The organism is Clostridium simiarum (genome assembly GCF_018919175.1).
GTDB lineage: Bacteria > Bacillota > Clostridia > Clostridiales > Clostridiaceae > Clostridium_L > Clostridium_L simiarum.
Genome location: NZ_JAHLQL010000001.1, coordinates 994,161 through 1,017,651 on the forward strand (window position 1 = coordinate 994,161; position 23,491 = coordinate 1,017,651).

General features: G+C 30.8%; 26 protein-coding genes. All 26 read right to left on the reverse strand.

Going from position 1 to position 23,491, the window contains the following annotated elements; translation table 11 throughout:
* Positions 1–48: 48 nt before the first annotated feature.
* Positions 49–522, reverse strand: a complete 474-nt coding sequence (locus tag KQI89_RS04770) for a flagellar basal body-associated FliL family protein (RefSeq protein WP_032121962.1) — start codon at positions 520–522, stop codon at positions 49–51.
* On the reverse strand, positions 515–1,261 hold the full coding sequence (locus KQI89_RS04775) for a flagellar motor protein MotB (RefSeq protein ID WP_216456109.1): 747 nt from the start codon (positions 1,259–1,261) through the stop codon (positions 515–517). Before KQI89_RS04775 ends, KQI89_RS04770 begins: the two co-directional genes overlap by 8 nt.
* Entirely contained in the window at positions 1,261–2,067 is an 807-nt protein-coding gene (locus KQI89_RS04780) for a motility protein A (RefSeq protein WP_216456110.1), read from the reverse strand. Before KQI89_RS04780 ends, KQI89_RS04775 begins: the two co-directional genes overlap by 1 nt.
* 13 nt (positions 2,068–2,080) lie before the next feature.
* Entirely contained in the window at positions 2,081–2,272 is a 192-nt protein-coding gene (locus KQI89_RS04785; protein ID WP_032121965.1) for a flagellar FlbD family protein, read from the reverse strand.
* Between the two features lie 109 nt (positions 2,273–2,381).
* Positions 2,382–3,461: a flagellar hook-basal body complex protein gene (locus KQI89_RS04790; protein ID WP_216456111.1), complete on the reverse strand. Its 1,080-nt coding sequence runs from the start codon at positions 3,459–3,461 to the stop codon at positions 2,382–2,384.
* An 84-nt stretch (positions 3,462–3,545) separates the two neighbouring features.
* On the reverse strand, positions 3,546–3,947 hold the full coding sequence (locus KQI89_RS04795; protein ID WP_032121967.1) for a TIGR02530 family flagellar biosynthesis protein: 402 nt from the start codon (positions 3,945–3,947) through the stop codon (positions 3,546–3,548).
* Between the two features lies 1 nt (position 3,948).
* Entirely contained in the window at positions 3,949–4,620 is a 672-nt protein-coding gene (locus tag KQI89_RS04800) for a flagellar hook assembly protein FlgD (protein ID WP_216456112.1), read from the reverse strand.
* 24 nt (positions 4,621–4,644) lie between these two features.
* A complete protein-coding gene (locus KQI89_RS17990; protein ID WP_216456113.1) occupies positions 4,645–6,192 on the reverse strand; it encodes a flagellar hook-length control protein FliK in 1,548 nt (515 codons plus the stop codon).
* Between the two features lie 5 nt (positions 6,193–6,197).
* Positions 6,198–6,635 (reverse strand): flagellar export protein FliJ, encoded by a 438-nt coding sequence (gene fliJ / locus KQI89_RS04810; RefSeq protein ID WP_032121970.1) that lies wholly within the window; start codon positions 6,633–6,635, stop codon positions 6,198–6,200.
* Positions 6,636–6,656: 21 nt separating this feature from the next.
* The gene (gene fliI, locus KQI89_RS04815) at positions 6,657–7,967 is read right to left on the reverse strand and encodes a flagellar protein export ATPase FliI (protein WP_216456114.1); all 1,311 of its coding nucleotides are present in this window, start codon (positions 7,965–7,967) and stop codon (positions 6,657–6,659) included.
* Between the two features lie 24 nt (positions 7,968–7,991).
* Complete coding sequence (locus KQI89_RS04820) at positions 7,992–8,732, reverse strand: FliH/SctL family protein (RefSeq protein ID WP_216456115.1); 741 nt, start codon at positions 8,730–8,732, stop codon at positions 7,992–7,994.
* Positions 8,716–9,732, reverse strand: coding sequence for a flagellar motor switch protein FliG (fliG, locus tag KQI89_RS04825; protein ID WP_032121973.1), 1,017 nt, complete (start codon positions 9,730–9,732; stop codon positions 8,716–8,718). The genes KQI89_RS04820 and fliG overlap by 17 nt, the downstream gene beginning before the upstream one ends.
* Positions 9,733–9,737: 5 nt before the next feature.
* The gene (gene fliF / locus KQI89_RS04830) at positions 9,738–11,294 is read right to left on the reverse strand and encodes a flagellar basal-body MS-ring/collar protein FliF (RefSeq protein WP_216456116.1); all 1,557 of its coding nucleotides are present in this window, start codon (positions 11,292–11,294) and stop codon (positions 9,738–9,740) included.
* A gap of 19 nt (positions 11,295–11,313) precedes the next feature.
* Positions 11,314–11,616, reverse strand: a complete 303-nt coding sequence (gene fliE / locus KQI89_RS04835; protein WP_216456117.1) for a flagellar hook-basal body complex protein FliE — start codon at positions 11,614–11,616, stop codon at positions 11,314–11,316.
* 11 nt (positions 11,617–11,627) lie between these two features.
* Positions 11,628–12,056, reverse strand: coding sequence for a flagellar basal body rod protein FlgC (gene flgC / locus KQI89_RS04840; protein ID WP_032121976.1), 429 nt, complete (start codon positions 12,054–12,056; stop codon positions 11,628–11,630).
* A gap of 2 nt (positions 12,057–12,058) precedes the next feature.
* A complete protein-coding gene (gene flgB / locus KQI89_RS04845) occupies positions 12,059–12,463 on the reverse strand; it encodes a flagellar basal body rod protein FlgB (protein WP_216456118.1) in 405 nt (134 codons plus the stop codon).
* A gap of 594 nt (positions 12,464–13,057) precedes the next feature.
* The gene (locus tag KQI89_RS04850; RefSeq protein WP_216456119.1) at positions 13,058–13,909 is read right to left on the reverse strand and encodes a flagellin; all 852 of its coding nucleotides are present in this window, start codon (positions 13,907–13,909) and stop codon (positions 13,058–13,060) included.
* Between the two features lie 240 nt (positions 13,910–14,149).
* Positions 14,150–16,177, reverse strand: coding sequence for a sulfatase-like hydrolase/transferase (locus tag KQI89_RS04855; protein WP_216456120.1), 2,028 nt, complete (start codon positions 16,175–16,177; stop codon positions 14,150–14,152).
* A 42-nt stretch (positions 16,178–16,219) separates the two neighbouring features.
* The gene (locus KQI89_RS04860) at positions 16,220–17,350 is read right to left on the reverse strand and encodes a DUF2920 family protein (protein ID WP_216456121.1); all 1,131 of its coding nucleotides are present in this window, start codon (positions 17,348–17,350) and stop codon (positions 16,220–16,222) included.
* A gap of 40 nt (positions 17,351–17,390) precedes the next feature.
* Entirely contained in the window at positions 17,391–17,735 is a 345-nt protein-coding gene (locus KQI89_RS04865) for a DUF8042 domain-containing protein (protein ID WP_216456122.1), read from the reverse strand.
* A 46-nt stretch (positions 17,736–17,781) separates the two neighbouring features.
* Complete coding sequence (locus KQI89_RS04870) at positions 17,782–18,876, reverse strand: LegC family aminotransferase (RefSeq protein WP_216456123.1); 1,095 nt, start codon at positions 18,874–18,876, stop codon at positions 17,782–17,784.
* 157 nt (positions 18,877–19,033) lie between these two features.
* Positions 19,034–20,026 carry an NAD-dependent 4,6-dehydratase LegB gene (locus KQI89_RS04875; protein ID WP_216456124.1) on the reverse strand — a complete coding sequence of 331 codons (993 nt, stop codon included), beginning with the start codon at positions 20,024–20,026 and terminating at the stop codon, positions 19,034–19,036.
* A 21-nt stretch (positions 20,027–20,047) separates the two neighbouring features.
* The gene (locus KQI89_RS04880; protein ID WP_216456125.1) at positions 20,048–20,686 is read right to left on the reverse strand and encodes an acetyltransferase; all 639 of its coding nucleotides are present in this window, start codon (positions 20,684–20,686) and stop codon (positions 20,048–20,050) included.
* A gap of 10 nt (positions 20,687–20,696) precedes the next feature.
* Positions 20,697–21,362: a PIG-L deacetylase family protein gene (locus tag KQI89_RS04885; RefSeq protein WP_216456126.1), complete on the reverse strand. Its 666-nt coding sequence runs from the start codon at positions 21,360–21,362 to the stop codon at positions 20,697–20,699.
* A 16-nt stretch (positions 21,363–21,378) separates the two neighbouring features.
* Entirely contained in the window at positions 21,379–22,320 is a 942-nt protein-coding gene (locus KQI89_RS04890; RefSeq protein ID WP_216456127.1) for a GNAT family N-acetyltransferase, read from the reverse strand.
* A 10-nt stretch (positions 22,321–22,330) separates the two neighbouring features.
* Entirely contained in the window at positions 22,331–23,491 is a 1,161-nt protein-coding gene (neuC, locus tag KQI89_RS04895) for a UDP-N-acetylglucosamine 2-epimerase (protein ID WP_216456128.1), read from the reverse strand.

The following is a 23,491-nucleotide window of genomic DNA, read 5'->3' on the forward strand; positions in this document are numbered from 1 at the left end:
TAGTTCTCTTCCTTATAAATTTTACTTAATCTTCTCAAGTAAATAATTTTATTGTACTAATAAATCATTAAAATATACATTAGTTATTCTTCCATTATTAAATAAAGGATTTAACCTATCTAAAATCTCTTTTTTAAGGTCTTCTGTGCCTTTAACAGTCATATCTGTAGACTTCTTACTTCTTAAAACACTAACAATTGCATCTCTCATAATAGGTTTCTTAGGTTCTAACTCTTTTTCTAATTTCTTATTTTTCTTATCATAACCAACAAAAACTTTAACCTTCAAATACTTTTTCCCATTTTCATCAGATAAATTCACTGTAAACTCATCAAGTGCAAAAGTTTTCTCATCTACCTTAGTCACAGAAGCCTGAGCATTTTGAGCCGTTCCATTGTTTTTAGGAAATAAAAACATACCCGCAAATACTCCTCCTCCTAAAAGTACCAGAGCCAATAAAATTATTATAACGATCTTTAAGGTATTGCCACCTTTTTTATCTTTAACATTATTCTCACTCATTATGCTTCTTCTCCTTTTCCGTAGCCACAATCAATATATTAACTCTTCTATTTTTTGCCCTATTTTCATTGCTGTCGTTTGGAGCCATAGGTTGATACTCCCCATAACCCGCTGCTGAAAATCTTGCAGGATTTTGACCTTTTGTTTCTACAAAATATCTTACCACATTTACTGCTCTTGTGGTAGAAAGTTCCCAGTTACTTTCAAATTTAAATGTATTTATAGGAAGATTATCTGTATGGCCTTCAACTATAATAGCATTAGGGAATGTATTTATAAGGGAATTTATTTTATCTAATATAGCTTTACTATCTTCCCTTATATCTGCCTTTGCAGATTCAAAGAGTATGTTATCTCTAAGTTGAATTATTATTCCTCTCTCATCTTGTGTAATCTGTACTGTAGAGGATAAATTATTCTCATCTATAAACTCTTTAACCTTATTATACATATTCTCTTCATTTGGTAAATTCTCATTAATCTCTTGCTCTGTGGATTCCCCTACTATAGGTGCATTACCACTAGTAGTATTAAACTCTAAAATAGTAACTCCACCATTTCCATTTAACACACTTTGTAGAGCTGTAGATATCTGCTTTAACTTTTGCTGATCAACTGAAGAGAAAGAGTATAGCAATATAAAAAATGTAAGTAAAAGGGTTATGGTATCTGAGTAGGTAGCAATCCACTCATCTCCCCTTAGCTCTTCAGCCTTAGGACCATCTTTTTTTCTCGCCATTACTCTAACCCTCCCTCACTTGATGAGCTAGTTTTAGAGTAGTCTTTTCTTTCCTGTGGTGATAGATAAGTTACAAGTTTCTCTTCAACAATTCTAGGATTAACTCCTGATTGTATAGCAAGTATACCCTCAAGCATCATTTCTCTTGCTGAAACTTCTTTTCCACTTTTTAAACTTAAGTTTGCAGACATTGGGTTGAAAAATAAGTTTGCCATTATAGCTCCATAGTATGTAGTTATAAGAGCCTTTGCCATACCAGATGCTATAGCACTTGAATCTGTAAGGTTTGCAAGCATCTGTATAAGACCTATAAGTGTACCTATCATACCAAAGGCAGGAGCATATCCACCCCAAGCTTTTAATATATTAGCACCTGTTATATGCCTTCTTTCCATTTCATCAATTTCAAGTTCCATTATCTCTCTTATAGTTTCAGGTTCTATTCCGTCTACCACCATTTGTAGACCTTTCTTTAAAAACTCATCTTGTAATTGAGATATATCATCCTCTAAGGATAATAAACCTTCTTTTCTAGCTTTTCTAGATAAGCTACCAAATTGCCCTACCATTTCTATAGGCGATAGCACAGGCTCTTTAAAAGACTCTACTAAAACCTTTCCTAACTTTTTAAATTCAGATATTGGATAGTTTATTAAAAGAGCACAAAAGGAACCAAACACTGTAATTATCAGTGAAGAGAAGTCCCAAAATATTTTAAGCTTTGCGCCACCCAAAACCATACCCCATACAAGCAACGCAGCGCCTACTACAACGCCTATAAGGGTGAGCATGTCCTGTTTCTTCATTTTTAGCTGCCTCCTACAAATTTAAAGTAAATATCTTGTTTTTATATTTAATAACTTTATTTAAGACTTCTTCAGGAGTTTCTAGTACTATGTACTTCTTTCCATTGACCAAAGTTATAAGAGTTTCAGGTACCTCTTCTATCTTTTCAATATGTTCAGCATTTAGGATAAATTCTTTTTGATTAAGTCCAATTAATCTTATCATATATCCTCCTTTATGTAACTTAGAGTTCCGAATCAATAATTTTTGTTGCTTCTCATGGCAAAAACCACGAGAAGCTTCTTAAGTTAGACTCTACACTCTATAAGCTAAATTATCTTTTTAGATTTATTATATCTTGTAATATTTCATCTCCTGTAGATATCATCTTACCACTAGCTTGGAATCCTCTTGTAGCTACTATCATGTCTGTAAATTGCTCTGCAAGATCCACATTAGACATCTCAAGTACTCCTTGAAGTATATCTCCATAACCAGCTTCATTACTTGGTTTACTAGTTCCATCATCATTTTTCTCTAAAACCCCAGCTCTAATTACAGCCTCACCAGAGTTTGGAGAGTTTCTCATTAGATTTCCTCCTATCTTTTCAAGTCCAGCTGGATTTCTAAAAGATGCCATAGCTACTTGTCCTATAACAGCTTTTTGTCCACCCTCTACAGTGGCCTTAATAACACCATTTTTTTCGATAGTGAAATCTATTATTCTTTTATCTACCTCATTACCAGCATCATCTTTTACTTTTATCTTCTCTGGTATTTTAAGTGTTCTTAAATCTCCACTAGCATGTAACTTTTTAGAATCTGCATCTACAAAGTTTAAAGTTCCATCTGCAGCTATACTTTGGACATCAGCTTTATCAGGATCCTTTGTAGCATCATCACTTCCAAAAACAGAATATCCTAATATTCTATATCCATCAGAGTTAAGAAGATTACCTTCATGATCTCGTATAAAAGATCCATCTCTTGTAAACATTATGTCTAATCCCTTAGTATCTGTTGGAAGTTCAAAGGTACTATCTGCAGTGGCATCTGGCTTGTATATCTCAATACCATTCTCAAAAACTGTCTCTCCTCTAGCTACCATGAAGTATCCCTCTCCATCTATAGCTACGTCTAGATTTCTTGCAGTAGGCTGCATGTTTCCTTGAGATACTACTGTATCTATACCTGCAAGTTGAACACCTAGTCCTACCTGTCTTGGATTAATTCCTCCTAGGTTTCTACTTGGACCTGAAGCTCTTCCAGCATTTTGGCTTATCATATCTTGGAACCTAACTCTTTGAACTTTGAAAGCTGTAGTTCCTACGTTTGCTATATTATTTCCAATGACATCTAGCTTAGTTTGATTAACTCTCATGCCACTGATACCTGAATACATTGATCTTAGCATCTATTATTACCTCTCTCTTATTTAATTTTACTCTCCTTGCTTCTATCCTTCCACAAGGTAAGGCCTCCTATTATCAGGTCCAGCCTATAACATTACCACACTGTCTATGTTGGTAAATATGTTTTCCTTTGCTCTTTCCTTATCCACTGCTGTTATTATTGTTCTATTTTGTACACTAGCTACAAAAGCTATATCCTTATAAAGTAGAAGTGAATTTTTAGAGCCTTTTTTTTCTGCTTTATCTATACCCTCTTTAAGAATCTCCATATCCATAAAATCTATGTTTAGCTCCTTCATTCTTTCTGAAGCATGATTAGAAATCTTGATGTTTTTTTCTTTTTCTAAGTTAAAATCTAAAACATCTTTAAAACTTGTAGAATTTTTATGAAGATCCCTGTCTACTTTTTTACTATTTAAATCCTTGGAATTATAAACTTCAAAATTGCCTATAGCATAAGGCTTACCATTAATTATTCTGTAACTCATATTATTCTGTTATTTTATTTATTTTAGTGTAAGAATAGTTCTTTATACTGCCATCTTCAAGCCTTACACTTACATTTATAATTCCTTTTTCTCTAAATACACCAGTGACTGTTCCCTTTATAATTTCATCTTCTTTTTGACCATCTAATTCTACTTGTTTTCCAATTAAGGATGAAGCATAAAGCAGTGATGTATTTGCATTTATATTTTCCACATCAACGTTTGGAACATGTAATATGGAAAGTACATCTTCAAGAGCAAACTCTCTAATTTCTGTTTTATTTCCCTTTACAACTTCTACCCCTAAAACTGTTTCGCCTCTTCTATTCTCTGTAGCTTTTACTATACCTGTATAAGGCTTCCCATTTTCATCTGGATAGTTAAGGGTAACTCCCTTTCCTATAAGAGAACTAGCTGCAAGACTAGTGGCAGTATTATTTAAGTTTGCCATTTGTTCCATAGATGCAAATTGAGCCATTTGAGCAACATAAGCCGTAGTGTCTTTTGCATTTGATGGATCTTGATTGGATAACTCCGCTGCCAATATCTTTAAGAAAGCATTTTTATCCATATCTGCCCCTGGTTTTACTATCTTGGTTCTTCTTTCGGTATAATTTGGAGTAACCTCATCACTTTTTAAAGGGTAACTCTTTGTATTATTTATATTTGGCATTTCGCACCTCCTCTAAAAGTTATTTTAAGCTAGAATATTTATAGTTCCATCTTCTATAGTTTCATTGCTATCTTCAAGCAAAGCTTCATCTGATGCAGAATTTATATCTCTAACTTGTCCTGAAGTTCTAGACTTATCTTGCTGAAATTCACCACCAGCGAATCCTTGAGGTAAGTTTGAATAAGACATAAAATCTTCAGCATATATTCCTACTTGAATGTCATCTACTCTTAGGTTTATATCTAAAAGTCCATTTTTAAGATCTTTTAAGTTAGAATTCAAAAGATTATAAGCTTCCTTATTGCTTGCCATGATCTTTGCATTCATCCTATCAGATTCTAGTACAAGAGTTATAACCATTTGTCCCAATTCCTTAGGATATATTTTAACAGTAAGTTCCTTCATGTTGTTATTTTCCATGAATTTTACAGATTTTATTATATCCTGAACCACAGTAGCCTTATTAACTACTAAGGCTTCTTTTCCTGGTATCTCTACAGGTATATTCTCTTGAATAAGACTTTGGTTTAGCATGAAAGCCTTGGTAAAATCTTTCGGTTCTTTATCTCCTATTAAATTCTTTAATAGGTTTAATTCTTTATCTTCATCTTTACTACCTGAAGATAAGTTCCATTGATCCTCTTCCATAACTAGCTTCTTATCTTTATTAGAGTTTTCAGAAGATTTATTAACTCCACTAAATAAGCTTAATGATTCTTCAGATTTTCTATTGGAGTTTTCTTTTATCTCTGTTTCCATATCTGGATTTAGCTCTAATTTAGGTTCTAATTCCAATTTAGAGTCTTCTTCTAATGAAAGATTATATAATCTATTTACTATATCTTTAAGGTTATTTCCATTAGGATATTCTTCTGAAATTAAACTATTTAAAACCTTCATATCTGATTTATTTAAATTTAATTCATCTACTAGTTTAAAGTCTTCTTCTGAAACTTTATCTAATAATTCAACAATGCTGTTTAAAGATTGTCTTATAGATGTTAAATCTTGTGTTTGAAATAATTCATTTAAATTTTCTGATCCCATTTCTTCAGTAGATATAGAATTCATAAGATTCTCTATTAACTCTAAAGGATTTTTATTATCCTTATTTAATAAATCTAAAATCTGCATAAGAACAGATGAATTGCTAATTAAGTTCTTTACATAACCTTTAACATCTTCATCTAAACCCTCTTCTTCTAAATTGGATAAAGCTTTTTTCAAAGAATTTACATCGTCTTTTAAATTATTTACATTACTAGATAGCTTGTCTTTAGTGGATGTGCTCTTATCTATTGAGTTATCAGTAACCTTAGGATTTAAATTGTTTCCCTTGGCATTTTTATCCTCAATAGAATATTTTGAGTCTTTCATTATATCCTTATGCTCAAATTTCTTAGCATTGTCTATAGAGTTTTGTTTTAACCTATTCTCGTTAAATGCTAAATTCTTTTTTGCAAAACCTAATTCTTTCTGAAAAATACTGTTCTTAGATTTTTTTTCTGTAGAGTTACTCTTTTGATCTTTAGAGTAGTTATAAATGTCTTTTGTATTTAATCCTTCTATCACTTATTTCACCTCCTTTCAGTTTTTCTAATATGTGCATATAGAGCAAATTCATCATTTTGAGCTTGCTCTATATGGTTTTGTATATCCATAAATTCCATCCTTTTTTTCTCTTTTAATATCTCTACGGTTTTTCTGTCTATTTGCTTTTGTTTTAAATCTTCTCTTTTGTTTTCTAAAATAATTATTTTTTTATCTAGTTCTACTGTTTTTTCATTTATTGAAAGGTTTAAAGCTTGAAGATAATTTTTTCTTATCTTTTGTTCTATTAGGCCCTCTGAATTTATAATAGTATTGTACTTTTGATAGTTTCCCTTCATTTCATTTAGGTCATTTTCTACCTTATCTTTCGCACTTTGAGCCTCTTTAAAATATCTTTTACTTTCTTCTTCTTTTTGTTGTCTTATATCCAAAAGTTTTTGGAGTCTAAAATTAAATGAGGCCATTATGTATTACTCCTTCCTCAATTACCCTCTAAACATAGCTAATAGTCTTTCGATACTATTATTAAAATCTGTTTGCTCCTTCATTCCTTGTTTTAAATACCCACTTAAAACATCATTGTATTTTATAGCCATGTCTACTTTTTTGTTACTTCCCTTTGCATAGGCTCCTATATTTATAAGATCTTCTGAATCCTTATAGGTAGCGAGAAGATCTCTCGCAAATGAAGCTACATTTTTATGATCATCTGAAGCAATTTCTGGCATAAGTCTACTTACACTATTTAATATGTCTATAGCTGGATAATGATTTTTGTGAGCTAGAGATCTAGAAAGTACTATGTGTCCATCCAATATACCTCTAACAGCATCAGCTATAGGCTCATTAAAATCATCACCATCAACTAAAACAGTATAAAAAGCAGTTATAGAACCTTTATCCGACATACCTGATCTCTCCATAAGCCTTGGTAACATAGCAAATACAGAAGGAGTATATCCCTTGGTTGCAGGTGGTTCTCCAATTGCTAAACCTACTTCTCTTTGAGCCATAGCAAACCTTGTAACAGAATCCATCATAAGAATTACCTTCTTGCCTTGATCTCTAAAGTACTCTGCTATAGCTGTAGCTGTAAAAGCTCCTTTAAGCCTTATTAGTGCAGGTTTATCTGAGGTAGCGCAAACTATTACAGACTTTTTAAGCCCTTCCTCTCCAAGATCTTTTTCTATAAAATCCAGAACCTCCCTACCTCTTTCTCCTATAAGAGCAATAACATTAACATCAGCCTCAGCATATCTGGCTATCATGCCTAGGGTGGTGCTTTTACCCACCCCAGAGCCTGCAAATATACCTATTCTCTGTCCCTCTCCACAGGTTAAAAAACCATCTATAGCTCTTACTCCAGTAGGAAGTACTTCTTTTATTCTTCTCCGTTTTAAAGGGTCTGGTGGCTCTTTATCTAGGGCGTAGTATTCACCTTTTAAAAGTTCTTCACCTTCTAAGGGATTACCAAGACCATCGAGAACCTTGCCAAACAAATCATCACTACATATAACACTTAAAGGCTTTCCTTCCGGTACAACTTTACATCCCGGCGCAATACCTATTAGCTCTCCTAGAGGCATTAGTATAACATTATCCTCTCTAAAACCAACTACCTCACAGGATATGGGAGTATTTCTTTCATTATATATAGTGCAAAGCTCTCCTACAAAGGCTCTTATACCTTCTACTTCTACGGTAAGACCTATAACTTTTTTAACTTTACCTTCAGCATAAAAAGTTTCACACTGTTTGATTTTATTTGTTATTTTATCGAAATCAATTTGAAGCATATTATCTCCCTTATCTTATAAGAACTAATAAAGCTCCTTTTTAATATTTTTAAGCCCAGTATCTATACCTACCATGAGCATACCATTGTCTTTCTCTATAAGAGCATTACCCTCTTCCATCACATCATCTCTTATGACAAATATATCCCCTTGTATGGCAAATTCACTTTTCCATTTTGGAATAGCCTCTCTTATATGAGCTACATACTTCTCATTACACTTTATTATAAAAGTTTTGCTTTCTCTATGCTGCTTTAGAACCTCTAAAAGTATACTATCTAAACCCTCATCTTTTGAAAGCTCCTTTTTTAATATAACCTTAGCTATTTCATAGGATAAATTTAATATTTCTTCTTTCTTTGAAGTTAGATAATTTTCGAAATTTTCTCTAGCACTTCCAACTATGGTACTAGCTTCTGCTCTGCTTTTATCTAAAATTAAATCTGATTCTTTTATAGCCTTTTCCATATGAACTTCATAAGAATCTTCATAGCCTTTTTCATAGCCTTCTTTATAGGCCTTTTCATAGGCATCTTTTTCTATATTACTAGCCTCTTCATAGGCAAGCTGCAATATCTTTTCCCTTTGAATCTTTGCTTTTTCTAAAATAGATCGACCTATAGACTCATAACTTTCCAAAACATTACTGTCTACAGTTATAGTCTCAGCAGTTTCAGTAACTTCTCTATCATAGTCAGTATCTATTAATTTTTCTCCATTATCTTTTACTTCCAGGTTCTTAATAACCCTATACAACGATGGCATCTTCTCCACCTCTCGCTATAACTATTTCTCCAGCCTCATCCAGTCTTCTTATTACAGCAACAATTTTTTGTTGAGATTTTTCAACATCCATAAGCCTTACAGGTCCTAAGAACTCCATGTCTTCTTTCAATGAAGCAGCCGCTCTCTTAGATTGATTTCTAAAAATACAACCAGCCACTTCTTCTGAACAGCCTTTAAGAGCCATAGCTAAATCTTTTACCTCTACTTCTCTTAAAATTCTTTGGATAGATACATCGTCTAAAGATATAATATCCTCGAATACAAACATGGACTCCTTAACCTTTTCAGCAAGTTCTGGATCTTCACGTTCAAGATTTTCTGTAATATTCTTCTCTGTGGTTCTATCCACTTGATTAAGAATATCTACAAGAGTTTGTACTCCACCTATTACAGTCATATCAGATCTTACAACTGAAGATAGCTTACTATCTAAAACCTTCTCTATTTCCTTTATAACCATAGGTGAAGTGTTACTCATAGTAGCAACTCTATAAGCAACTTCACTTTGCACATCCTCTGACAAAGAAGACAAAAGTTGTCCTGCCTTATCTGTTTGAAGGTAGCAAAGTATAAGAGCTATGGTCTGTGGATGCTCATTAGATATAACATTCATAAGTTGATGAGCATCTGCCTTTCTAGCAATAGCAAATGGCCTATATTGCTGAGTAGCTTCAGTTACCTTATCTAATATTTCCTTTGCTCTTTGTGGCCCTAAGGCCTTACCTAAAAGGTTTTTAGCATATTCAATTCCACCTTCTAATAGATAGTCTCTAGCCTTATTCATCTCTATAAATTCTTGTAGTATATCTTGCCTTTGATCTTGCTTTACGGAAGTTATATTTGCTATTTCATAAGTTATCTTTTGTATTTCGGCTTCCGGCAACCTCTTTATTATACCAGCAGAAGCTTCTGGACCTAGAGTAATGAAAAGTATAGCCGCCTTTTGAACTCCTGTAAGTTTGTCATTATCTCTTGGCACTTATATCACCTCTCATCCTCTGCAATCCATGATTTAACTATATCAATAACTTGATCAGGTTTCTCACTGGCGTATTTTTTAATTTCTTTTTCAATATGAGTTCTTTCATCATTTACTTCAAATTCAATAGGAGCAAACTCCACTGTTTCCTTAGGCGCTACGTTATCTCCTATAACCACATCTAGTCCACCTAATTCTTCTTCATCATCCTTTTTCCTACCTTTTCTAAGTACAATCATAAGGACTATAACAGCTAAAAGAGCCGTTAGAGCTATACCTATAGTTCTATAAAGCTTCATTTTCTTCTGCTGCGCTGCTTGCTTTTCCATGTCCTCTAATTCTTTCTTAGCATTATCCTTCAGAGTTGGGTCAAAGGTCATACCTACAACGCTTATACCATCTCCCCTATCTGCTTTATATCCAATAGCGTTGGCTACTAAATCTTTAACACTCTCTTCAGTCCTTGGGTCTAAATTACCATCTACAACCACCGAAGCAGTAAGTCTTCTTACTTCTCCTGGAGCTGTAATTGTTTTAACTTCAGTTTTTCCTACTTCGTAATTAGTCTTTGTTTCTTCTTTTGAACTTGTTGTATTACCATTAGCATCAGCAATAGTATTATTCATATTATTGTCTACAGGACTTTGCCCAACTCTTCCTCCTGCTGATGAATTAGTTTCTCTTGAAGAAGATTCACTTACAGGAACTTTATTAGGATCTGGGGTTGTTACAGTCTTTTGTACAGCATCAAAATCTAAATCTGAATTAACCTTAACCTTAACCTTACCATTTCCTATAACTGGCTCTAGCATACTTAAAACGGCTTTTTCAAGCTTGGATTCATATTCAAGTTCTGCCTGCCTATTCTTATCTAAAGCTCCTGTGGCTATAGCCGCTTCATCAAATATATCTCTAGATAATAGATTCATCTTATCATCTATTACCTCTACACTTTCTTTAGGAATATTTTGAGTAGCACCAGATACTAATGAAACTATTGCTTTAACCTGTTCTACTTCTAATTTTTCTCCTTGCTTAAGTTGAAGGTAAACTGCAGCCTTTCCTGGCTTTGAGTCCTTTACAAAAACAGAATCCTGTGCAGGGGTCAAATGCACTCTAGCACTTTGAATTTGCGGAAAACTCTTTATAGTTTTCTCTATTTCTCCCTGTAGCATTCTTTGTTTCTTTACTTTAAATTCGTCATCAGTCATTCCAAAGGAATTTCCTTGATCTAAAAGTTCGTAACCTTTACTTCCATTCGACATCTCCGAAGTAAGCTCTAACCTAAGTCCATCTACCATATCTTTTGGAACATAAATAGAATTTCCTCGTATGTCCGTGTCAACCTTTTTTTCCTTAAGCTTTTCTGTTACTACCTTAGCATCACCTGGATCTAAGTTAGAAAACAATAGCCCATATTTATTAGACTTCATGTAAACCCCTAAGAATATCATAGCTCCTATGAAGGCTACCAAGGATACTCCTAAGGCAATTTTAGTACCAAGCTTCATGCTTTTAAGCTTATCTAGCACCTTCCTTAAGCTTTCTTTAAGCTTCTCCATCCCTCGCACTCCTCACTAACTATAACTGCATTCTATTTATTTCCTGATAAGCCTCAACAAGCTTATTTCTAATCTGCACTGCCATCTGCAAGGATAGCTTAGCTTCTTCTGTGGCCAACATAACCTTATGTACTTCTATGTCATCACCTTTTATGTATCCATCTGTCATATCGTCTGCTAAAATATGTTTATCATTAACCTCATTTATACCTTTTTTCAGAACATCTAGAAAACTTTCTCCACCACTCTCATTATTTTCCTCTGCCTTGACGCCAATACTGTCGAAAATTCGACTATCTGGAACAAACTCATTAATCCTCATAATTAATTCTCCTATCTACCAATTTCTAATGCTTTGACATACATGCTCTTCATGGCATTTAACGTATCTACATTAGCTTCATAAGAGCGGGAAGCCGCTATCATATCTGCAAATTCATTTAATACATTAACATTTGGCATAGTTACATAACCTTCTTCATCTGCATCTGGATGTGAAGGTTCATATACCCTTCTTAAAGGACTATTATCCTCTAATACACCTACAGCCTTAACTCCCATAAGGTCCTCTCCCTTATTTGAATCCTTACTTAATTGATCATTAATATAACTTTGAAAAACAGCTACTTTCCTAACATAAGGCTTTCCATCTTCTCCTCTTGTAGTTCTAGCATTTGTTATATTTGAGGCAATAGTATCCATCCTAAGTCTTTCTGCTGAAAGTCCACTGGCTGTTATCCTCATAGCTCTAAAATTACTCATAATTATCTTCCCCCTCCAGTTATAACATATCTCAGGTTAGAAAGCTTGTTATTAGCCTGTGTGACTAAGGTATTAAACATCAATGTGTTTGCCGCTTGATTTACCTTTTCATTATCAATGTCCACATTGTTTCCATCCTCCCTCATACTAGAGCTCCTATCCTCTACAACTTGAATCTCTCCTGGAGCCTGTCCACCATCCATATGCTTTTCATTTGTCACTTTAAGTTTAAATCCATCAAAATTTTCATTTAATGTTTCTTCAAACTTCACTGCACGTCTTTTGTAACCTTTTGTATTTAAATTGGTCATATTATTCGCTATGGTTTTTCCTCTTAGAGAAGCGGCATCTAAAGCCTTTTTTACAGTATCATAATTTTCATTCTTTGGTATTAAGGAAACCTTCATTCAATTCAACTCCTTGATCCTCAGTGTATTTAATTCAATATATAACATATTATATCAAATTCATCCGAAAAATAACACAATAAAATGCCAATAATATTTATTAACTATGTAAAAGTATTCATTGGAAAATAATATATAATACAGTCACAAAATTGAAAAAAAACCAAATAATCATCACCTTATGTTATATTATAATCTTTATATTAGCTTTTTGCTATAATATATTTAAAATTTTCGTTAAATATTTTTTGTAAGTACATATTTTTAGGTTAATATCAATGTTTAATATATTGTTGAATCTTAATTAAAAATAATATAATATGTCAATAATTAATATAGCAAATATTAACAAAATAGTCAAATAAAATTTAGGTCAAAACATTAAAAAATTTGTTGTATTTATTTAATCAGTTTATAGGTTTTTTCTAATAAAAGATAGTAAAATTAAAATTTTAAAAATTTAGCTATATTATTTAGATATTATACATTTTGTATAATTAAAATCCCTTAATGTATTTAAGTAATTTTTAAAACAGAAATAACCCTATATAGGAGAATCCAATCTCTTATATAGGGTTATTTCTATTAACTTATCTATCTTACTCTTTCCAAAACACGAAGAACATCCTGAGGAAGTCTATTGGTTTGTACCATCATAGCATTACCAGCTTCTACTAATAAATTATGCTTTGCTAAACCCATCATCTCTTCTGCAATATCTGCATCGCCAATATTGCTATCCGCTCTTTCTATAAGCAAAGAATTTTCTTCTTGTATATTATAAAGTGATTCCATTCTATTTTGAAGGGCGCCGTATTTGCTTCTTACAGATAGAACCTTATCAAGGGCTGCATCCGTCATATCTAATGCCTCTCCAATTTTTCCAGAAGCTATCATTCCACTTATATCTTTTATAGATTTAGCGCCCGTTTTATCAGTTAGATTATCGCTAGTTAGATTATTCATAGGGATATTTAATGAATCTCCCACATTAGAACCAGAAGCCATTCTAATATGATTTAAACTCGGATCTTCATTAGCCAAAAGTTTAACTCCATTAAATTCCGTTCCCTTAGCTACAGTATCTATAGATTTAATCATTTGATCTATTTCAGCCTGTATTGAAGCCTTATCATCACCCTCTTTAGCTCCTCCAGCAGAAACAGTAAGTTCTCTTATTCTATTTAAAGCTGAGGTTATACTATCAAGACCTCCTTCTGCAGCTTGAAGCATGCTTATACCATCCTGCATGTTTTTTTGGGCCATTTGAAGACCTCTAAGTTGCATTCTCATATACTCTCTTTGACCCATTCCTACAGGATCATCCATACTCCTTGCAATCTTATCTCCACTAGATATCTTCCCCATAGATTTACTTTGCTCATTTAAACTTTTATTATAACTTCTATACACATTTAAAGACATAAGGTTGTGAGTAAGTCTCATACAATCAACTCCGTTTTTATATTATCTTTTACTTCTTTACTTATCGTAGAGGAAATTCAAAACTTTACCCTAACATTCTATAATTAAAAATAATTAGATTTCACACTAAAACTTTAATCTAGTTATTGCTTATATTCTTTTTAACTTATCTCGTATCAATATTTTCTATATCTGATTTTATATCATAATCACTATGTATTATCTAACATAATGTTTAACTTTCTGCATAATCTTTAAATATTAAAAAATTATATTTTGTTTTATATGATCAAATATAATCATCAAAAAATCTTTTATTTTATCACTATATTCTTTAGACTCTTCTCTACCATTAGATTTATTTAACAATGTACATTTATAATCCCCCACGGTAAAGCGTCCATCCTGACCAACTATACCTTCTGTTTCAAAAATAAATTCATGCTTCTTATCATTAATAGCTACTTTATAAGTGCTTCCAGGGAAAATTGATTCAGTATATGTGTACTCTCTTTCCTTAGCTCCACCAAAATATTTTGGTAAATTTGAATCCCTATTATCTTCATAATTTACATCAGATTCTCTTAATAGTATAGGTAGTAAATCTATACCCTCTATTAGCTCATCACAAATACCCTTACTTATATTTTTACCTCTAAACATAAAGGGAACCTTTGATCTTTCCTCGGATAAGAAAGCCTTACCTTCTGGTATTAAAAAACCTTGTCCATGATCTGATATTAAGCTTATTAATATTTCTTCATCTTTGAAGTTTTTTTCTAAGTAATTAAATAAAATCCCTAAATAAATATCCAATCTCTTTATTTGATTTTCATACCTACCTATTTTCTTTTTGTCAAAACCCTTCCTTACACTGGTAGTGCCATCACTAGAATTAAATACTCTATTTGAAATATCATCATTTACTTGGGTTACAAGCCTTCCTTCAAATTCATCTGGAATATCATGAAGGTCACTTAGACATATCCATAAGAATTTATTTAGATCTTTAAAAGCCTCTATATGTTCTATGGTTTCTGTTATAACTTCCTCCGCATTCATTCCTCTTACGGCTGGTTGATAAAGAAATCTATCTACCCCCCTAATATATCCGTAGGTAGGTACACTTCTCCAATCTCCATCTATTTTAGCTGTAAAGTAACCATCTTCTTTAAACAATTCACTTAAAATTGGTTTTTTATCACTAATAGTAGCATTAAAAGTAGGATGAAACATTCCATGATTAGTTATATATTCCCCTGTAAAAAAGCTTGCCATATTTACATATGTCCATTCTCCTGTAACATGTACATTATTACAAATAGTACCTTCTTTAAAGTAGCTGTAGGTATTAGGCATTAAATTTTCAATTCCTTTTTCCTCTAAAAACTTTTGTGATAATCCATCAACAAATATATTTAAAACTAATTTTTTCTTATTTAAATTATTTTTTACCATTATAGGATTTCCTAATACTAATTCTTTTTTGCTATTTACTTCAAATATTCCACTATCTATAGGATAATAATAAAATCTATTAGTCATATTTTTAGATAAATCAAATGTTTGTCCATTAACCGAAATAACTGCATCACTTTCAGTTTCTTTAACACATATTGGTATTATTTGTTTTTCGTTAATTTCTAACTTTTCATTCTTTATCTTTTTACTAAATAAACATTCTAATTTATAAAAATGATTTAATCCATTAACTTTTTCTAATTCTATAGAATCTCTTTGTGCCATATAATAATCGTATAAAGCTACAAAGTATCCTTCTTTTTCATTTTTGTCAAAAATCATATTCCCTAAATAAGTTTCATTTTCTACCTTTTTAGGAAAGCGTGTATATGTAAGCTCAAATATATTTCTTTGAGATTTTATAATACTAACTATTTTATTTGTCTCTATTAAGTTCTCTTTAGTAAAACTATCTATACTTTTCATAATAGACTCAGATAATTCTTTACTATTGCTTAGATAGTAACTTTTACAATAGTAAATTAAAGATTTTTCATAATCTCCCTTTGCAAAACTAATAAGAGCCAAATTATAATTTAAATCAAAATTAAACTGTGCCTTATCTATTATTTTTTCTATTTCTTGTTCTGCTTCGTCATATCTACCTTCACAATAATATAAAATAGATCTCATGCAATAACTATCTATATCATAAGGACATAAAGCTGAATATTCCTTAATTAGAGCTTCTATACCTTCTAGATCTCCTTGTTCAAACTTACCATTAATTGTTTTTTTTAGTTTATTTGCATCATCATTGAAAAACATATGTCATGTCCCTTCTTTTAAAATAAATTTAATTAAAAACTTTCATTTTTCCTTAATAGTTATCTTAGGAATTACATTATCATAATTTATAATATATCTATATTTCGTCGTTGTGTATATTAAGTTGCTTGGTAAATCAAACGTAGTACCTTTTTCAAAACTAATATTAAAATTACTCATAGTATAGTTATATAACTTTATAAAATCAGCATTTAATCCATGATTAGTTGATTTAAATACAAAATCATCTACATCATTTTCAGAGATTTCATTATACATACAATAATTTATTTTATTACAAAAATCGCTTTTTTCACTACAACTAACTAGATTATCCGTAATTCCATGATAAGAAATTATGTTACAATTATTACTAAATTGCGAATATAAATTAAAAAGATTTAATAATTCAGTGTCTTTAATTATTTTTTTTGCAATATAATCAAAGTGAATGCTTAAAGTTAAATTACCATTTTCTTTATATAAAACTCTGTTAGCATTTAAATAAGCAGGATATAACCAAGCTGAATTATCAATTAGTAATGAAAATAAATTAGGAGCAAAAGCATTACATAAATATGCTAAATATGCCCCATGAGAATGTCCGTAAATAATTGTTTTTTTACTATTAAAACTATACTTATTATCATATAAAATATTCATTACGTTTAATACTGCTGTTAAATTATCTGTGCATTGAAGAAGTCCCATATCATTAAAGTTATTAACATTTTCTTCATGCAAATCTGTTGTTACGTCCATATTTATCTTATATTTACTTCCTACATTTAGAAAAGCATCAAAATTAAAAACTCCATTTTTAAAAATTTCTTCAATTTCTTCATAAGTAAAAGTATTTTTCAATTGTTTTTTTTCTATATGAGGTGTTAATATTTTTTCAGGTGATTGCATAAATTCATATCCAAAATATTCGCACTGTACTGTTACTAAATTGTATTCATCGGCAAGTTTATCTCTCATTTTTTTATAAACATTTGATGTTGGCTTTCCTCCGAATCCAGCTACTAATAGTAATAATCCTGTGTCTTCATCAGTTCCATTTTTCGGTATAGAAAAATAAACCTTCATACTCCTACTAAAATTACTTGAATCTTCCTCATAACTATATATGCTCTCTTGAGTAAAAACATCAATCTCATAGCTATCAGCCAATATTTCACACCCCTAACTAGAATATTGCAAATAAAAAAATTTATTTTATAGACTTCTTAATTATCTCTTGTATATTATCCAGGATAGGTAACAATTCATATTGAAATAAATCACCTATAAGTATCGTATCTCCATTTTCCATAGCTTCAACTATTTCATTTAACTTTTCATTTAATTCTTCTATGCTTATCTCTTGCTTTTGGTAATCTTTAGTACTGTCTATTGCTTCAAATAGCAAGCTTAAATTGTTTGCTACATCCCCTATTAGTGAAAGACCTTTTGCTTCCTTGTCATTTTGTAAATATTCTATGATTTGTTCTATAGAATATTTTAAATTTAATATATATTCACTAGTAGTTTTTAATAATTCTATCTTATTATCCATAACCTATCTCCATTCTAAATTATTGAATAAAATATATTTTAATTTACTAATTACTTATTATACTGCAAATACTTTCAACATCTTCTTTCCTCAATTCTACTGAACTTGGAAGATTTATACCTTTAATAGCTAATTGATTGGTAATCCTCATATCACCACATTTACAATTCTTATAAGTTGGCATTTCATGTATTGGCATAAAAAACGATCTAGCCTCTATTCCATTTTCTTTTAATTTAAATATAAGCTCATCCCTAGTCAAAGGATAATCATCTTCCACCAAAACAGAATATAACCAATAAACATTTCTTACTTCCTCTTTTTCTACAGGTAATGTTATCCCTTTTACATCTTTTAAAAGCTCATTATAAAATTTCGCATTCTCTCTTTTAATTTTTATATATTCCTCTATATTTTCTAACTGTGCACAGCCCATAGCTGCAAGTAAATTAGGCATTCTAAAATTATAACCTATCTCTTCATGATAAAATCCACCATTTTCTAAAACTGTTTTTGTTTGGGTGGATAAATACTTTGCTCTTTCTCCTAGTTTTTCATCATTAGTTACAAGCATTCCACCTGCCCCCGTAGTTATAAGCTTATTACCATTAAAAGAATAGCATCCTATATGTCCTATAGTTCCTACAGCTTTTTCCTTATATAAAGATCCTAAGCTTTCAGTAGCATCCTCTATTACATAAAGGTTATGCTTTTTTGCTATCTCCATAATTTTATCCATATCTGCTGGATGTCCATAAATCTGTACAGGCAAAATTGCTTTTGTTTTCGGAGTTATCATTTCTTCTATTTTCTCTGTATCTATAACCCAAGTATCTCTACATACATCCACAAATACCGGTTCCGCTCCTACATATTTTATAGTATTTACTGGTGATATAAAGGTTAGAGAAGGTATTATAACTTCATCTCCAACTCCTATATCTAGCGTTCTAAGCGCAAGTTCTAAAGCTGCAGTACCATTCATTGTAACTACTGTTTTTCTAACTTTTAAGTAATTTGCAAAATCATTTTCAAATTTGTTTACATAAGATCCTACTGAGGATACCCAGTTAGTATCAAGGCAATCTTTTATGTACTTCCATTCATTTCCTTTTATTCTTGGTATACATAACGGTATCATATGCTCAACTCCAATTCTTCTCTATTTACTGAAATCTCATTAACTATTTGGATAATTTTCTCTTAGGTCATATGTGGCATCATTACATTGTATTATGGTAACTTATTAGCTTTATCATAATAAGCATCAAAAACTTAGGCTAATTAGCAAATCTCCTCTAAACATTGTAAATATCCGCTTTAAAATATTCCATATTTCTTTTTATCCACTCTATAGTTTCATTTAATCCATCCTCTAAACTATACTTAGGTGCCCAATACGTTAATTCCTTAATCTTAGTATTATCTGCCCATAATCTATTTACTTCACTATTTTCTGGTCTAATTCTTTCATCATCACAAATTATCTTTACATCTTTACCTATGATTTCAATAATCTTTTTAACCGTATCCCCTATTGAAATCTCATAGTTAGAGCCTGCATTTATAACTTTTCCAATAGTTCTATCACTTTCAGCTACTTTTATAAATGCTTCTGCAGTATCTTTTACATAATTAAAGTCTCTAGTAGGAGTTAAACTGCCTAGCTTTATTTCAGTTTTACCTGCTAAAATTTGCGATATTATAGTTGGTATAACTGCTCTTGCTGACTGTCTTGGCCCATAGGTATTAAAAGGTCTTATAGTAGCTACTGGAAGATTAAAGCTTTTATAAAAGCTCTCTGCTATCTTATCTGCTCCTATTTTTGATGCAGAATAAGGAGATTGACCCTGCATAGGATGGTTTTCATCTATAGGAACATATAGAGCCGTTCCATAAGTTTCACTAGTAGATGTATGCACTACTTTTTGGACATCATATTCCCTACACGCTTCAAGAATATTAGTGGTTCCTTCTACATTAGTTCTTATATATGCCATAGGCGATAAATAGGAATAAGGAATAGCAATTAATGCCGCAAGATGAAATACTACTTCTTGACCTTTTATAATTCTTTTCATCCCATCATATTCCCTAATGTCTCCAGTAACAACTTTAATGCTATTTATTATATTTTTATCAAAGGTGTCTATCCAACCCCAATTATTAAATGAGTTATATTGAACAAGAGCTGTTACGTCTGCTCCTAATTCTACAAGTTTTTCTGTTAGGTGACTTCCTATAAAACCTTCTGATCCAGTAACAAGTACTTTTTTCCCTTTTAAATCCATACAAGTTCTCCTCTTATTGAATTATTTTTTAACCTTTACTACTTTAGCTGGTATCCCAACCACTATAGAATTATCTTCTACATCATTAACAACCACCGCACCAGCTCCAACAGTTACGTTGTTCCCAATTCTTATGCCTTGAATTACAGAACTGCCTATTCCAATATGAGTGTTGAAGCCAATGCTAACACCACCAGCGATGGCTACATTAGGTGATATATGAGTATTCTGTGCTATTTTACAATCATGATCTACTATACTTCCAGTATTTATTATACAATTTTTCCCCACATTAGCTCCTATATTTACTATAGCCCCAGCCATGATGCAAGTCCCTTCCTCAATATAAGAATAAGTAGAAACTATTGCAGTTTTATGGATTAGCACTGGAATAATAAAACCTATATCTTTCAACTTCTTATATATACTATTCCTTATGCTCATATCCCTAATGGCACCTATAGATATAAAAGCATATTGTACACCTTCATCATAAAGCTTTTTTAATATACTATCATCCCCTATTATAGGAATACTTAATATATTTTCTTTAGCCACTTTATCTGTAATACCTACTATTTCGTATTCATCAACACTCTTTATAATATCTATAATAACTTTACAGTGACCACCAGCACCTATAAGAACTATTTTCTTCATAACTTACCTCTTAAAAAACTTCTCTTACTAACATAAAAGACTCCGCATAATTACATCCACAGGAAGCTCCTCTATATCTTGCAAGAGATTTTATATTATCCAAACTTCTTGGAAGTGGTGTTTCTTGAATTTCTGAACTATATATTTTCATTATCTCTAACTTTTCATCTATAAATTCTGTTATATCTGAATAAACATTATGTAAAAATAAATTTTCTGGTAGTGCTGGAGCTATTTCTGTTTCTGAAATACACTCATACATTAAAATCTTCTTTATAAAGGGATACCTAAAACTTTTAGTACAACTCATTATAGCCTTTGCTGCTATCTGGTGATCTGTATGTATATCTGACCTATTGTTCATATAAATTATTTCAGGTTTTATTTTATTTATGACTAAAGACATCTTCTCTATAAGTTGGTTAAAGTCAACAGCATGAAGTTTAGTTGTTAAAAAATCTAATTCAAATACAGATTTGAATTTATATTTTTTAGCTACCGCTTTTATTTGCTCTTTTCTATCTTCTATAAATTTTTCACTGAACCCTAAAGTTTTATCGGTTTTTGTAATTATCATCCAATAAACCTCATCACCATTTCTAGTATGTTTTAATATTGTTCCTCCACAACCTAAGGTTTCATCATCAGGATGAACTGAAATTACTAAGACTCTCATAATAAAAGCTCCTTTTTTAAAATACATCTGAATCAGACATAGTTAAATAATACTTTTTGCTATCTTTTAATATTTCTATCTCCCCATTTTTTAAGATTCCAAAATGAGTTGTTAATCCTTTATCCTTAAATCCAATGTCACTCAATTGTTTCTTATATTCTAAATCAGTAACCCATATATTTGCGAATTTAGCGCTATGTTTTTTTATACATATAAGGGTTTTATTAATCAATTCTATGAATACATATTTGTTTATTGCTAAAAAATCTACTATATCGCTATACAAAATATTTTCTTCCTCATATATTTTATATACAGAATATCCTTTAAGCACATTATCTTCTCTATATTCTAATATATAATATTTATTCTCTGGATTTTTTATAAATCTCCAGTTTAAATAATCCGCATCTCTTTTTACTATAAAATCATACTTATTAGATATTGCTGAAAACAGCTCATTATAATCATTCGTAAATTTATCAATCATATGAATAAAATTATATTTATTTTTCAACTCTTGTTCTATCAATTCAATATCAATCCTTAGCATATTAACGTCAAATAAGTTGTTCCATTCTAAGTATTTAATGAAACCATGCAATGAATTATTATTTGGGAATCCCCATATAATTTTCAATTCATTGTATGAATCTAAATATAACTGATTAGCTAAAGTCTTAAATATCCCTAGTTTTTTATAATTATTTGACGTCATGGTAGTCATAGAAAATCCCGATTCAATAAAACTACCATTGTATTTAATTTTTATTGGAAAAACAGCATAATGCCCTGCTAGAATTTTATCATCCCACATTAAATTTATGTACCTTTTACTACTCCTATTATACCTCCATGTCCAATATTCTAATTTCATTTCCTTTTTAAATACTTCATTAAATAATTCCAGTATCCTGTATTCATCCCCTATTTTATATTTTTCAATGGATAATCTCAATTTCTTCACCTCAATAAGTAATTTTTTTTATAAGCAACTTATTTTTATTATCTAATAAGTCTTCTAATATTTTAACTATTTTGTAAGCAGCATTTCCATCCCCATATGGGTTTTTGCATTTCTTACAAGATTCTTTAAACAAATTATTATATCTACATTTTTGTATGGCTTTTATTATATCATTTTTATCATGACTTATATCTATAACATTTTCACTTTTTACTCTCCCTAATTGTCTATTTCCTATATTTATACTTGGTATTTTAAACGATGATGATTCTAATATTCCACTTGATGAGTTACCTATCATAAAATCTGAATATTTAAGAATTGAATAATATTCTTCTTGACTTATGGAGTTAATTAGTAAAAAACTTTTATTGTTAAAGTCTTCTTTTTCTATCTCCTCTAATATATACTCATATCCTAAATCGTTGTTTGGTTTAGTACAAATAACTTGTATATTATTTTCTCTTAAGCTTTCTATTATAATACCTATTTGATTTTTGATTCTATCTATTTCTGTAGGAACTGGATGAAATGTTAATACGCAATAAGGATTATTAAAATTAATTTTGGTAAATTTCATTTGAAGTTGTTTTTTATCCAAATAATCGCAATTACGTATATAATCAACAGCCGGTGAACCCACATTAAATATTCTCCAATTCTCTTCACCTAATTTTTTTATCCTCTCAGCATGTTGCTTAGTAGCTGCTAAATGAATATTTGCTAACTTAGTTATACAGTGTCTTATATTGTTATCATAAGTAACATAATTATCTATACTATCTCCACCAAAGATATGAATTATTGGTATATCACAAATCATTGCACTATACACTGGAACAATTAATTCAGTTCTATCGCCTAGAACAATTATTCCATCAAAATCATTGTTTTTAAAGTATTCAGAAAAAGATATAAATCCTATACCTATACTTTTTACTAATGTGAACTTGTCAATATTCGGCATAAATAAATCTATTTTATCAACGTTTTTACACTTCTTTTCAACATGTTTAATGCTATTTCCATGTTCCTTAAGTAAGTGTAATCCTGTTGCAATTACTTTGGTTTCAAGTAATTCACTTTTATCAATTTCTTTTATAATTGGATATAATAATCCAAAATCAGCTCTTGATGTAGTAACTATACCTACCTTTTTCAT

Bases quoted from the DNA above. Each gene is read 5' to 3' on its own strand.
- KQI89_RS04855 (WP_216456120.1), bottom strand. From the start codon at position 16,177: ATGTTTTTCAATGATGATGCAAATAAACTAAAAAAAACAATTAATGGT.
- flgC (WP_032121976.1), bottom strand. From the start codon at position 12,056: ATGAGTAATTTTAGAGCTATGAGGATAACAGCCAGTGGACTTTCAGCA.
- fliE (WP_216456117.1), bottom strand. From the start codon at position 11,616: ATGAGGATTAATGAGTTTGTTCCAGATAGTCGAATTTTCGACAGTATT.
- KQI89_RS04885 (WP_216456126.1), bottom strand. From the start codon at position 21,362: ATGAGAGTCTTAGTAATTTCAGTTCATCCTGATGATGAAACCTTAGGT.
- fliF (WP_216456116.1), bottom strand. From the start codon at position 11,294: ATGGAGAAGCTTAAAGAAAGCTTAAGGAAGGTGCTAGATAAGCTTAAA.
- KQI89_RS04850 (WP_216456119.1), bottom strand. From the start codon at position 13,909: ATGAGACTTACTCACAACCTTATGTCTTTAAATGTGTATAGAAGTTAT.
- KQI89_RS04795 (WP_032121967.1), bottom strand. From the start codon at position 3,947: ATGAGTTACAGAATAATTAATGGTAAGCCTTATGCTATAGGCAATTTT.
- KQI89_RS04770 (WP_032121962.1), bottom strand. From the start codon at position 522: ATGAGTGAGAATAATGTTAAAGATAAAAAAGGTGGCAATACCTTAAAG.
- KQI89_RS04880 (WP_216456125.1), bottom strand. From the start codon at position 20,686: ATGAAGAAAATAGTTCTTATAGGTGCTGGTGGTCACTGTAAAGTTATT.
- flgB (WP_216456118.1), bottom strand. From the start codon at position 12,463: ATGAAGGTTTCCTTAATACCAAAGAATGAAAATTATGATACTGTAAAA.
- KQI89_RS04775 (WP_216456109.1), bottom strand. From the start codon at position 1,261: ATGGCGAGAAAAAAAGATGGTCCTAAGGCTGAAGAGCTAAGGGGAGAT.
- fliI (WP_216456114.1), bottom strand. From the start codon at position 7,967: ATGCTTCAAATTGATTTCGATAAAATAACAAATAAAATCAAACAGTGT.
- KQI89_RS04780 (WP_216456110.1), bottom strand. From the start codon at position 2,067: ATGAAGAAACAGGACATGCTCACCCTTATAGGCGTTGTAGTAGGCGCT.
- fliJ (WP_032121970.1), bottom strand. From the start codon at position 6,635: ATGGCCTCATTTAATTTTAGACTCCAAAAACTTTTGGATATAAGACAA.
- KQI89_RS04870 (WP_216456123.1), bottom strand. From the start codon at position 18,876: ATGATACCGTTATGTATACCAAGAATAAAAGGAAATGAATGGAAGTAC.
- KQI89_RS04790 (WP_216456111.1), bottom strand. From the start codon at position 3,461: ATGCTAAGATCAATGTATTCAGGTATCAGTGGCATGAGAGTTAATCAA.
- neuC (WP_216456128.1), bottom strand. From the start codon at position 23,491: ATGAAAAAGGTAGGTATAGTTACTACATCAAGAGCTGATTTTGGATTA.
- KQI89_RS04865 (WP_216456122.1), bottom strand. From the start codon at position 17,735: ATGGATAATAAGATAGAATTATTAAAAACTACTAGTGAATATATATTA.
- KQI89_RS04875 (WP_216456124.1), bottom strand. From the start codon at position 20,026: ATGGATTTAAAAGGGAAAAAAGTACTTGTTACTGGATCAGAAGGTTTT.
- KQI89_RS04785 (WP_032121965.1), bottom strand. From the start codon at position 2,272: ATGATAAGATTAATTGGACTTAATCAAAAAGAATTTATCCTAAATGCT.
- KQI89_RS04800 (WP_216456112.1), bottom strand. From the start codon at position 4,620: ATGCCAAATATAAATAATACAAAGAGTTACCCTTTAAAAAGTGATGAG.
- KQI89_RS04820 (WP_216456115.1), bottom strand. From the start codon at position 8,732: ATGCCATCGTTGTATAGGGTTATTAAGAACCTGGAAGTAAAAGATAAT.